12 protein-coding genes are annotated in these 12142 nt (G+C 60.2%); 8 read left to right on the top strand and 4 right to left on the bottom strand.

Going from position 1 to position 12142, the window contains the following annotated elements:
• Positions 1–24: 24 nt before the first annotated feature.
• The 8 genes from ACZ5TH_RS09030 (at position 25) to ACZ5TH_RS08995 (ending at position 9108) form a co-directional block, all read left to right on the top strand.
• Positions 25–459: a CoA-binding protein gene (locus tag ACZ5TH_RS09030; protein WP_464793681.1), complete on the top strand. Its 435-nt coding sequence runs from the start codon at positions 25–27 to the stop codon at positions 457–459.
• A gap of 39 nt (positions 460–498) precedes the next feature.
• Positions 499–2775 carry a molybdopterin cofactor-binding domain-containing protein gene (locus tag ACZ5TH_RS09025; RefSeq protein ID WP_464793680.1) on the top strand — a complete coding sequence of 759 codons (2277 nt, stop codon included), beginning with the start codon at positions 499–501 and terminating at the stop codon, positions 2773–2775.
• Between the two features lie 8 nt (positions 2776–2783).
• Positions 2784–3806 carry a ferrochelatase gene (gene hemH, locus ACZ5TH_RS09020; RefSeq protein WP_464795083.1) on the top strand — a complete coding sequence of 341 codons (1023 nt, stop codon included), beginning with the start codon at positions 2784–2786 and terminating at the stop codon, positions 3804–3806.
• Positions 3785–4507 (top strand): acetoacetyl-CoA reductase, encoded by a 723-nt coding sequence (gene phbB, locus ACZ5TH_RS09015; protein WP_464793679.1) that lies wholly within the window; start codon positions 3785–3787, stop codon positions 4505–4507. The genes hemH and phbB overlap by 22 nt, the downstream gene beginning before the upstream one ends.
• Complete coding sequence (locus ACZ5TH_RS09010; RefSeq protein WP_464793678.1) at positions 4507–4800, top strand: ribbon-helix-helix domain-containing protein; 294 nt, start codon at positions 4507–4509, stop codon at positions 4798–4800. Before phbB ends, ACZ5TH_RS09010 begins: the two co-directional genes overlap by 1 nt.
• Before the next feature lie 68 nt (positions 4801–4868).
• Positions 4869–7454 (top strand): TonB-dependent receptor, encoded by a 2586-nt coding sequence (locus ACZ5TH_RS09005; RefSeq protein WP_464793677.1) that lies wholly within the window; start codon positions 4869–4871, stop codon positions 7452–7454.
• 175 nt (positions 7455–7629) lie between these two features.
• On the top strand, positions 7630–8397 hold the full coding sequence (locus ACZ5TH_RS09000) for an energy transducer TonB (protein ID WP_464793676.1): 768 nt from the start codon (positions 7630–7632) through the stop codon (positions 8395–8397).
• A 27-nt stretch (positions 8398–8424) separates the two neighbouring features.
• Positions 8425–9108, top strand: a complete 684-nt coding sequence (locus tag ACZ5TH_RS08995; RefSeq protein WP_464793675.1) for a Fe2+-dependent dioxygenase — start codon at positions 8425–8427, stop codon at positions 9106–9108.
• A gap of 14 nt (positions 9109–9122) precedes the next feature.
• On the opposite strand, the gene ACZ5TH_RS08990 is transcribed toward ACZ5TH_RS08995, so the two are convergent.
• From ACZ5TH_RS08990 to ACZ5TH_RS08975, 4 genes are all read right to left on the bottom strand, one after another.
• Positions 9123–9995 (bottom strand): FAD:protein FMN transferase, encoded by an 873-nt coding sequence (locus ACZ5TH_RS08990; RefSeq protein WP_464793674.1) that lies wholly within the window; start codon positions 9993–9995, stop codon positions 9123–9125.
• A gap of 98 nt (positions 9996–10093) precedes the next feature.
• A complete protein-coding gene (locus tag ACZ5TH_RS08985) occupies positions 10094–10933 on the bottom strand; it encodes a DUF4198 domain-containing protein (RefSeq protein WP_464793673.1) in 840 nt (279 codons plus the stop codon).
• A 10-nt stretch (positions 10934–10943) separates the two neighbouring features.
• Entirely contained in the window at positions 10944–11468 is a 525-nt protein-coding gene (locus ACZ5TH_RS08980; protein WP_460986599.1) for a DUF2271 domain-containing protein, read from the bottom strand.
• 19 nt (positions 11469–11487) lie between these two features.
• Positions 11488–12126 carry a PepSY-associated TM helix domain-containing protein gene (locus ACZ5TH_RS08975; protein WP_464793672.1) on the bottom strand — a complete coding sequence of 213 codons (639 nt, stop codon included), beginning with the start codon at positions 12124–12126 and terminating at the stop codon, positions 11488–11490.
• Positions 12127–12142: the final 16 nt, after the last annotated feature.

Here is a 12142-nt window from a genome sequence, read left to right as displayed (position 1 = left end):
GATGGCCGAGAAGGAAACAAGGACATGCCGCTGACGCTGCCGCACGAAATTGCCGACCTTTTAAGGGAAACGCGAACCATCGCTTTGGTTGGCATCTCTGATCGACCCGGCCGTCCAAGCTATGGCGTCATGAAGTTCCTGCAGGACCATGGTTATCGCGTGTTGCCGGTCAATCCGCAGATTGCGGGAGAGCATGTGCATGGGGAGTTTGTCTGGGCACGCCTAGCCGACATCGGCGTTCCAATCGACATGGTGGATATCTTCCGTCGCAGTGAAGCAGCGGGGGAGGCTGTGGACGATGCGATCGCCGCAGGGGCCAAGGCGGTGTGGATGCAGTTGGGGGTAATTGATGAGGCCGCCGCTCGGCGCGCGGAGGCTGCCGGATTGAAGGTCGTCATGGATCGCTGCCCCGCTATCGACATTCCTCGTTTCAATATCCCGCAGGTCCACACGCTTTAGCGCTTTCCAGCTGCCGCAAGCCTCTTTATCAACGTCCTCATGACGCGCGCACTGCGGAGGCAGGCAAATCATAACGGCACGGCAAGGAGGCTTGATCGGCGTACGCTTTTAGTAGGCGCTGGAGCGTCGGCTGGCCTGCTGCTGGCCTGGGGCGCATGGCCGCGCAGCTACCGCCCAAATCTGAATACCGCGCCCGGCGAAACCGTCTTCAATGCCTTTCTGAAGATCGATAAGGCAGGCAGGGTACTCGTGGTCGTGCCGCAAGCCGAGACGGGGCAGGGCGTGACGACACTGCTGCCACAGATACTGGCGGATGAACTGGGTGCGGACTGGCGCACCGTGGGTGTGCAAAGCGCGCCCATCAGTCCGCTCTATGCAAACACGTTGCTAGCCAGCGAGTGGCTTGCGAGCGACTGGTCGAGGCTGGCGGGTGGCGCCGGCAATTGGGCGATCGAGCAATATGCGACGCGGCGTGCTTTGATGTTGACCGGCGCGGGGACGTCCGTGCCGATGTTCCACAGAGCCTATAAGGAAGCGGGTGCCGCCGCGCGCGTGCTCTTGTGTCAGGCTGCTGCGGCGCGCTGGGATGTGTCATGGGAAAGTTGCGACATTCAGAACGGCATCATTTCTGATGGCGGCCAGCGCACGTTAAAGATCGGCGAGGTAGCGGCTGAAGCAGCGGAATTCGAGCTGCCCGAGATATTGCCGTTCCGCCAAAATCAGGTTGACCGACTCTTCGGACAGGATTTGCCGCGCCTCGACACGCCTTCGAAGATTGATGGCAGCCATAACTTCGCTGCTGATGTCCGGCTGCCGGACATGGTTTTCGCTTCCATCCGGCAGGGGCCAATCGGCGATGCTGTGCTCACAAGGGTGAACAAGCAGGCTGCAAAGTCCGTTACCGGCTTTATCAAGCTGGTGCGCGCCGAACGGTGGGTGGCCGCTGTCGCAACCAACTGGTGGGCCGCCAATAAGGCGCTTGATCTTAGCGATCCGGTTTTTGAATTATCGAGCACGCCAGTCAGCAGCGCCAGCATAGATGCTTCGCTTGAAGAGGCCTTTTCGGGTTCGGATGGCCGACGGCTGTATTCGCGCGGCGATCTCAAGCCGCTTTTCGACAACGCCACCATCCTGGCCAGCGAGTTTACCGTTGCCCCGGGGCTGCATCTGGCGCTGGAGCCTCCCTGCGCGACCGCGCGCGTGACCGACGGCCTCGCCGAGATATGGATGCCCGCGCAAGCACCTGCACTCGCGCGTAGCGCGATAGCGGATGCTCTCGATCTGCCTGAGCAACAGGTGGTGCTATACCCCCTGCATGCCGGGGGCTCTTTCGGCCGGAAGATGGATTTTGAGGTTGGCGTCCAGGCTGCGTCGATAGCGAAAGACGTTGGGCGGCCCGTCCAACTGCTCTGGTCAAGGCTGGAAGATGTGATCCAGGATCGCCCCAGTGCTCCTGCCCATGCCCGTATGGCGGCAAAGCTCGGCCGCAACGGCGCGATTGAAGGATGGCTTGCGAAAGTGGCGGCTCCCTGTGCCATGACCCAGACATGGAAACGGATTGCCGATCGAAAATTGCCGCATGAAGCGAGCCATGACACTGCCAACGCATCCAGCCGCCTCGCTGTGGCGGGGATGGAACTGCCATATGCGTTGCCGAATTGGGCGGTCGATCATTTCCCCGCCGATGTTGGACTGCCGCTAGGCTTTGCACGCGGCAATGCTCATCTTCATGGCGCCTTCTTTACGGAAAGCTTCATTGATGAACTGGCTCATCTTGCCGGGATGGAGGCGCTCTCTTTCCGCATTCAGATGCTGGGCGGCAACCCGCGACTGGCTCACTGCCTGACGACCGTCGGATCGATGGGGGGATGGCAGGGAGGTATCGAGGGGAGCGGTCAAGGTCTGGCGGCGCATGTCATAGACGGCGCTTATATCGCCGTCATGGTCGAGGCAGCGATCGAGGGTGGCAGGCTCAAGGTTGGGCGGATCATCGCTGCGGTAGATGGCGGGGAGCAGGTCAATCCGGACATCGCACGTCAACAAGTGGAAAGTGGCATAATTTATGGCCTGGCTTCCGCAATGGGTGCTTCGGTGCCTTATGCGAAGGGAATGCCCACGCGCTCGATCATCTCCCGGATGGGCCTTCCTCAGTTGCAGGATATAGGTGAGGTCACGGTGGAACTGATCCGAAGCACTGCACCCCCGGCCGGGCTCAGCGAGATTGGGGCGCCTGCGATTGCTCCGGCCATAGCGAACGCTCTTTTTACTGTTACAGGGCAGCGATTCCGACAGCTGCCGATCTTGGCGCGGACATGACATTGAATATGGAAAATATCGGCGTCCTTATCATCAATCTCGGTACGCCCGACGCACCAGACGCGGCGTCCGTGCGGCGTTATCTGGGTGAGTTTCTGTCCGACCCGCGGGTGGTGGAAATCCCTCAGCTTCTGTGGCAGCCGATATTACGCGGCCCGATCCTTCTTACGCGCCCGGCCAAGTCCGCGAAGGCTTACCAGGAAGTGTGGACAGACAAGGGGTCGCCGCTCGCCGTTTATACTTGTGAAACTGCTGCCGCACTCCAGAAAATTACCGGGTCGGAGGTTAGGGTGGATTGGGCCATGCGCTATGGATCACCGTCCATCGCCGAACGGCTGAATGCGATGATCGCCGCCGGATGCGACCGCGTCCTGCTGGCTCCGCTTTACCCGCAATATTGCGCGGCGACGACGGCCACCGCTCTGGACGCCTGCTATGCCACTTTGGCTGACCTGCGAGCCCAGCCAGCCATCCGCACATTGCCTCCATATTTTGCGGAAGCAGCCTATATCGAGGCGCTGCGCAGTTCGACCGAAAGCCAACTGGCTAAACTGGACTTCAAACCGGATCTGCTCGTGGCCAGCTTCCATGGAATGCCTGAACGAACGCGCGATTTGGGTGATCCCTATTATGATCAGTGCCGTGCCACCGCTAATCTGCTGCAGGAAGCGCTTGGCAGAGAAGTAAGGCTGTCGTTCCAATCACGATTCGGGCGAGCGAAATGGCTCGGTCCAGCAACGGATGAGACGTTGCGGGAGCTTCCCGGGCAGGGCGTTCGATCCGTTGCTGTGCTTACCCCCGGTTTTTCGGCCGATTGTCTGGAGACGTTGGAGGAAATCGCTATCCGGGGGCAGGAAGAATTTTTGGCGGCTGGAGGCCAGGCGTTCACCCATTTGCGCTGTTTGAACGCATCGCCAGAAGCTATCATTCTTTACCGCGAATTGATCGGCCGCGAACTGGCCGGTTGGGTTCAGGAAGCGTTTCGTCCAGTTCAACATGGGAGGGGATTATGGACAGAGTTGCCATCGTAACGGGCGGAACACGCGGCATTGGGGAAGCGATTAGCCTCGCGCTTAAACAATTGGGCTGCAAAGTCGCGGCCAATTATGCCGGAAACAATGAAAAGGCGCGGGACTTCACCGAGAGGACAGGTATCGAAGCCTTCCGCTGGGATGTGGGAGATCATCAGGCTTGTCTGGATGGTTGTGCAGCGGTTGCCGAAAGGCTGGGGCCCGTCGATATCGTCGTCAATAACGCGGGCATCACCCGCGACGGCGTGCTCGCCAAGATGAATTTCGACGACTGGAATGAGGTGATGCGCATCAACCTTGGCGGTTGTTTCAACATGGCCAAGGCGACCTTCGGGGGCATGCGGGAAAGAGCATGGGGGCGGATCGTCAATATCGGTTCCATCAACGGTCAGGCTGGCCAATATGGGCAGGTAAACTATGCCGCCGCCAAGTCCGGCATCCATGGTTTTACCAAGGCGCTGGCGCAGGAAGGGGCGAAGTTCGGCGTTACCGTCAACGCGATCGCGCCGGGTTATATCGACACCGACATGGTGGCGGCGGTGCCTGCTCCGGTCCTGGAGAAGATCGTTGCCAAAATCCCGGTTGGCCGCCTTGGTCAAGCGGAAGAGATCGCACGCGGCGTAGCCTTTTTGTGCAGCGAAGAGGCGGGCTTCGTCACCGGGAGCACGATGTCGATCAACGGCGGGCAGCATATGTATTGATGGCGCAGGGCGACCACAGCGACGGCGCGGTGCCGCCAACCGGGTCGCCCTTCTCGCCTCCCGTCAAGCGAAGCGTGACGATCGCAGGGCACCAGACTGCAATCAGTCTTGAACCCATATTCTGGCAGGCTCTCCGCTCGGTCGCCGTGCGAGAGAGTTTGCCTCTCAATGCCTTGATCGCGAAGATCGATCTTGCGCGGCTGGCGGCTCCCAGTCCGCCCAATTTGGCCAGCGCCATACGATGCTGGCTCTTCGCCAACGCGCTGCCCGGCAATAATAATTATTCGCAATAGCGTTGACTCTGCGAACAATTCGCAATAGCTGACCCCGGACGATTAGTGAGAAAAGGGGTTTTCGTTTGATGTCCAGCAGTTCCAAATCGATCCCGTCCTTCCTGGCGCTTGGCTGCGTGAGCGCAATTGCCTTTGCTTCGGCCGCCCACGCGCAAGACGGTACACCCGCACCCAAGCTTGGCGGGATGACTGTGACGGACACCGCGATCGATGCCTCGGAGATCAAGGTCGAACGCGCGGAGTCCCCCAAATATGTGCGTCCGTTGCTGGACACGCCACAGACGATCACAGTGATCAACAAGGAAACGATTCAACAGCAGAATCTGCTCACCCTGCGTGACGTGCTGTCGACCGTGCCAGGCATCACCTTCGGTGCTGGCGAGGGTGGTTTCGGTTATGGCGACCGCATCATCATGCGCGGTCAGGACGCGAAGAACGACGTTACCGTCGACGGCGTCCGATCGGGCGCATTCCTGAACCGCAACGAAGTCTATAATATCGAGCAGGTCGAAGTCACCAACGGAGCGAACTCCGTGATGAACGGCGGCGGTTCGGTTGCGGGTACGATTAACCTCGTGACCAAGCGGCCGCTGGCGGATGACCAGACGATCCTGAACGCGGGGATCGGCACCGACTTTTATTACCGTGCGACGGTGGATGCGAACAAGCGCATCAACGACCTGATCGCGGTGCGCATCAACGCGGTGTATCATGAAAATGACGTGCCTGGCCGCGACGTCGAAAATTACAAGCGCTGGGGCATCGCGCCTGCGATCACGATCGGCATCGACGGCCCCACCAGCCTGACGTTGCAATATGAGCATCTGGATGACGATGCGATGCCGCAATATGGCATTCGGTATTTCCCGGCGCTGGGTGGGATAGCGGCTGGCTTTGATCGTTCGGCCTATTATGGTTTCGCCAATCTGGACAAGCAGGATAGCAAGACCGACACGCTACAGGCGATCTTCAGCCATCAGTTCAACGACACGCTAAAGTTGCGCAACCTGACGCGTTATGAGAATATTCGTCAGAACACCGTGACGAGCCAGCCGAACGGCGTGTTCTGTCTCGACAACGGCACCGCAGGCGGTTTCAATCCGGATGCCGCTAATGGTTCGTGCACAACCACCATCTACACCAGCCAAGCCGGTGAAACGCTGACGATCCCGGTTGGCTACTATCTGCCAACGGGCGGGCGGGGCAATCAGCGCTTCATCCGCAATGAAACGGCTTACACCCAGTTCGACCTCAGTGCAGATTTCGACACGGGTGGGATTGAGCATAGCATGGTCATAGGCGCTTCAGCATTGTGGGAGCGCTATAGTCAGCGTCAGGGCAGCATTGGCCGCACGGCCGACGGCTTTGACCCCTATGCCACGCCTTTCACGCTTCCTCGCGGTCAGACCACAGCCATACCCAACACGCTTTACAACGCCGCGGCTAGCCTGGGCTTCTACAATCCGCTGGTGAGCATCGCCGATCCCAGCAGCACGATTGTCGGCCCTGCTGCGACATCCGGTCTGCAGCGTTTCTATGGCAGCAATGCCTATAGCGGTCCGACGAACTTCAGCCTGAGTGCCCTCAACATCGGTCAGCAGACCAGCTATGCTGCATATCTGTTCGATGCCATGAAGGTCACGGACTGGTTCGAACTGAACGGTGGCCTTCGGTATGAAAACGTCAAGGGCTGGAACCGCACCTTCAGCTATGAGGTGAATGGGCCGAACAGGGGATTGTTGAGCGTTCCCACCACTGTGGGGGTCACGAATCCGACCTACACCTCGATCGACGACAATCTCTTCTCCTACCGTATCGGCGCAGTGTTCAAGCCGACTCCTAACAGCAGCTTCTATCTCGCATATGGTAACTCCAAGCTGCCATCCAAGGCGTCCGTCGATGGTTCCTGCTCTGCGGCCAATGCAGATGGGGGCAGCGGCACCTGCAATGTGAAGCCCGAAACGACGAAGAACTACGAGATTGGTGCGAAGGTAGATTTGTTCGATGCGAAACTGTTGCTGACGGCTGCTCTTTTCCGCAACGATCGCAATCAGATCAAAGTGCTCTCCGGCGACCCGCTGCTTCCCGATCAGGCGTCTGATGGACATCAACGGGTCGAAGGAATCTCGCTCGGTGCGTCCGGCAACATCACGAGCAACTGGACGATCTCGGCGAATTACATGTATCTGAAAAGCAAGATCAAACAGGGCGTATCCGATTACTGCCTTGCCAATCCGGGCGCGAACGATCCGGCTGCCGGTAACTGCAGTAATAGCGCCGCCTTCCCTGATCCCACTCGCGGATATGCGCTCACCAACACGCCCAAGCATTCGGGCAGCCTGTTCACCACCTATCGCTTCGGCTTCGGCCTAGAGCTGGGTTACGGCATCACATATCAGGGCAAGTTCCTGCTGAACCAACCCACGCTGGCACAGCTGGCGGCGAACAACTACGTTGGCTATTATGTTCCGAGCTACACCATTCATCGGTTCATGGCGAGCTATCCCATCACCCAAAATCTGAAGGCGCAGCTCAACGTTCAGAACTTCACCAACGAAAAATATGTGACGACCGTTCGTAACAACGTCGGCAACAGCTGGGCACAGCCGGCGCCAACCCGGTCCGCAGTGCTGAGCCTGAACTATATTTTCTAACCGTCACCATCCCCCGGCATTTGTCCCTTGCCGGGGGAAAGGCGGATGGCGATGCACTCCTCCTCGGATCGCCATCCGCCCGTTGCTGAAGAAATAAGAGGGGTGCGATTGATTCGCATTAGGACCGGCGTTATGTGCCTGTTCTGCGGGGAATCGCCGTGAAAGGGAAAGTGGCATGTTCGATGCAGCGGAACGGTATATTGCAGATGATGCTGCATCTTCCGTTTCTCCGCCACTTAGCCCGACACCATCTCCCAGCAGCCAGGTGCCGGAGGTTCCGGCAGCCAATGCTTCGCGCTATGGTGAACGACGCCAGATCAATTTACCCACAATCCTGCTCATCATCCTCATTCACGGGGTTTTGATATTCGCGCTCATTCACGCCCGACAACATGTTCAGCACGTCCGCGAAGCCCGCCTGTCGGTCGTAAACTTGATGCCGCCTCCACCGCCGCCCGCTGCGGAGACGCCACCGCCTCCGCCATCTGCGCCTCCGTTAGTGGCGCCTCCGCCGCTGGTTCAAGTGCCAGTTCCGCCGGTGCCGATCGCTACTACGCCTGATCCTTCTCCAGTCCCGGTTCCTCCAACACCTGTTGTAATCCGGGCGCCTGTGCTTGCCGCGCCGACGGTTCCTGCCTCGCCGAGTACCGTTCAGGGGGGCGACCTAGCGACGCAGATGGTGGCGGGCAAGCCGCCGCGCTACCCGATCGAAAGCCGTCGCAAGCGTGAGCAGGGAACTGTCATTCTGTCCCTGACGCTGGGCGTCGATGGGGCTGTGGAAAGCCTGACTATAGCACAGAGCAGCGGCTTTCCCCGTCTGGACGCTGCGGCGCGCGAAGCGGTGCGAAGCTGGCGGTGGAAGCCGATGGTCCGGGACGGCCAGCCGGTGCGGGTTAAGGGCGTCGTTGAAATCCCCTTCGTCCTACGTAGCGCAGAGACTTGAACAAGAGGCGCTGATAGAGTTTCCGACATGCTGACAGTTATCCCCGACTTGCTCGATCCTGCCACTGTGCAGCGCGTCCGGACGCTCATCGACGCTGCGCAATGGATCGATGGCAATGTGACCTCAGGTCATCAGTCGGCACTTGCCAAGCGCAACATGCAGCTTCCCGAGGACTCGCCCGAGGCGCGGCAGGCGGGGCAAATCATTTTGGAAGCATTGGGGCGCTCGCCGCTGTTTATCGCTGCTGCACTCCCGCTCAAGATATTCCCGCCGCTGTTCAACAGTTATGAAGGCGGACAGGCGTTCGGCGTACATGTGGATAATGCCGTCCGGGTGCAGGCAGGCACGGGGCTCAGGATACGATCCGACCTCTCGATGACCGTCTTTCTGGAAGACCCGCAAAGCTATGATGGCGGCGAATTGACCGTCGAGACGAATTTCGGTGTGCAGCGGGTGAAGCTACCGGCGGGCCATGCGGTTTTATACCCTTCCTCGTCGCTTCATCGTGTCGAGCCGGTAACGCGCGGGCGACGGATCGCTAGCTTTTTCTGGTTGCAGTCGATGGTTCGGGACGATGCTGCGCGTCAGATGATGTTCGACCTGGACAGCAGCATACAGGCTCTGGCGGTCGATCTTGGCCATGACAATGCCCAGGTGATCCGCTTGACGGGCGTCTATCACAATCTGCTACGGCGGTGGGCAGACGCCTGAAACGGCTGGCTGGCCTAATCGAGCATCGAGGCTAGAGCAGGCGTCATATATTCCTTGGCGCAGTCTTCGATGCGGAGAATGAGGCGTGCGGCAATATCGTGACGTGTCGCCAACGCCATGCCGCGTTCATGCCCCAAGATCGTGATGGCTGTCGCCCAGGCATCTGCCAGAATCGCGCGTTCGTGCAGGACTGTGACCGACGCGACATCATTGGCAATGGGTCTGCCAGTCGCCGGATCGATGCTGTGAGACAGTTGCGCGCCGTCCTCGGTCTGGAAGCGCACATAATCGCCCGAAGTGGCTACAGACAGGCCGCACAAGGCGATGCGGAGGGTGGGTACTGTGAGGCCCGGCGGCGCCTCGACATCAACCCACCAGGGCTGATGATCGGGCTTGAGGCCATCGCCGCGCAATTCCCCGCCGATCTCGACCAGAAAATGGCGAGCTCCCAGATCGCGGAGAGCTTCTGAAACCGCATCGACTGCGAAACCCTTCGCGATGCCGGAAAAGTCCAACTTCACGTCAGCAAGGCGGCGGGCGCTCTGATCCGCGATCTCGACCATGGTCCAGGGTGCAGGATGCGCAGGCACTATTTCCGGACCTGTTAGGCCCGACGGGCCGAAGCCCCAGCGTTCGACTATCTGTCCGATCGCTGGGTCAAATGCGCCGCCGGATAGGCGAGCCATGGTCAACCCGGCTTTTAGCACCGTCATCATATCGGAGGGAAGCGTTGCCCAAGTCCCGATCGGCAGTGCATTGAAGCGGCTGATGTCGGAATGTGCTTCCCAGTTGCTCATCTGGGCGATGACGCGAGAAAGTGCGTCATCAATTGCGCTCTCGCAACCGGGTGGAGCATCGACGATCCGGGCCGACCAGCTTGTGCCCATGGTCGGTCCGGAAAGCTCTGTAATGTATCCCGTTCCGCCCCGCTGAGCCGATGGGAGCTGGAGGAGCGGTATGTCAGGAATGGCGATGCGAATGCCGGTCAGGGGGCTAGCACCTCCAAGGTGGTGACATAGGATGCGCGGCGTGGTGCCGGAGTAGCGGGCGACGTCGCCTGAGCGCCTTCGCTACCTTCGCGATTTCCGCCGACTGTGGCGTTCAGCCAGTACATGCCAGGCTGCGGCCAGCTGATCGAAACTTTTCCGTCCTTGCCGGTGACCAGATCCTGCTGGCCCAACGTGTCGCGATAGCGGATACCGCCGGGGATCACCGTTACCTTGAGGTCCGCAGCGGGCTTCCCGTCGAGGAGGAACTGGAAGGTCGCCGCTTCGCCTGCCACCAAATCATTCGGATGGGTGACGGGCACCAATTCGATGCCAACGCCGGTCGGCTTGAATATGGTGGTGGTGGGCGCGCCCAGTGTCAGGAAAATCTCGTTTCGGTTGGTGGCCTCGACCGTCTGGATGTTGGTGGCTCCGGCCGGGATCGCTTCGGCCAGCTTCTCCTTGGTCGTCCCCCGGGGCAGGCGCTTTACTTCGCCATTGAGGGTGTAGCTGCCCATAACGCCAGTCGAGACGCTGGCGACGCGATATGTGCCGGGTTGCGTCAGGTGAACATCGAAGGTGGAGCGATACTTGCCGGTCGCGACATTTTCGATTTGGCCAGCCGAGCCATCGGGCTGCGTCACTGCGACCGCGTCGGTGCGCATGGGCATATGTTCGAAGTAGAAGAGGTCGTTTGAGACCGCCGCGTCAACGGTGACCCAGCTGTCCGTTCCGGACAGGGTTGTCGAGGACGGGAGCATCCACTGGCGGTGCGCCTGGGCAGCGCTGGTGGTCATCAGCGCGGCGAGGGTTGCTGCGATCAGATATTTGGCTTTCATGACAGTCCCCTTATTTGCTGACGCTGAGGCTGACCTGCCCCAATTCATTGTTGCCCTTTGCGCGGACCACGGTGCCTGGCTTTGCTGGCCAGCTGAAAGGCAAGCGTAGCAGTTCGCGGCCGCCGACTTCGCGCGCCGCCTCTACGACCAGCGTGTAGTTGCCGGGTGCGAGTTGCCCGAGCGGGCCTTTGCCTGGCGTGAAGGCGACCTTCTGGTCACCCGGAGCGCGGGTTGCTCCGGTGATGCCGTCGGCGGGGACTTTCAGCGATCGGCCGGAGACGCGCCACCATTGGCGCAGGTCGCGGAGCCATTTGGTGCCTTCGCCCTTTGCCTTATCGACATCATACCAGACCGACAAGGTGCGGGGAGTGGCGCCTTCCTTTTCCAGCCAGATGGCGACGTAGGGACGGTGATATTCCGCGACGGAGAGGCGCGGGATGGTGACGTTGACGTTGAGCGTCTGGGCGGTGGCGGGGATTGCTGCCGCGCCGAAGGCGGCGCTGCTGCCGAGGATGAGTTTGTAGCGGCTTTGCATGTGCTGCTGGTCCCCTGAATTAATGAAGGAAAAGGAGAATTAAAACGGTTGGGATGATGAGGCCTGCCCCGACGATGGGCCAGGTGCTGGGGCGCTTGGCGGCGTGGAGCTGGAGGAGGAGGAGGCCGGTCATTGCGAAAACGAAACAAGCGACGGCGAAGATGTCGATGAACCATTTCCAGACGGTGCCGGTGTTGCGGCCCTTGTGGAGGTCGTTCAAATAGCTGATCCAGCCGCGGCTGGTGCTTTCGCTGGTCACTGCGCCGCTCTGCCGGTCGATGGAAACCCAGCCGTCGCCGCCGGGGCGGGGGAGGGCGAGGTAGATTTCGTCGGCGGACCATTCCGCCTCGCCCGCTGCGCGAGTGCCGATTTCCTTTTCGACCCAGGCGGCGATGGGCGCGGGGAGGGGCTTTTTGCTGTCGGGGCGATTGTCGGGGGCGACTTGTTTCAAGAGCGGCGCGGGAAGGGTCGCGGACTTTTCGATGGTTTGCGGTGAGGCTTCGACATCGGCGGCGTGGTTGAGGGTGATGCCGGTGAAGGCAAAGAGCAACAGGCCGATGAGGCTGATCGCGGAACTGATCCAGTGCCAGCTGTGCAGTTGCTTCAGCCAGAAGGTCTTCTTCTTTTTCTTGGGCTGGAGACGGGCAGGGGCGTGCATTGGGAGGGTCGGTCCT

This window comes from Sphingobium sp. TomTYG73, assembly GCF_055394245.1.
The sequence above is the reverse complement of the archived record's forward strand: the minus strand, read 5'-3'. Positions and strand labels throughout refer to the sequence as shown.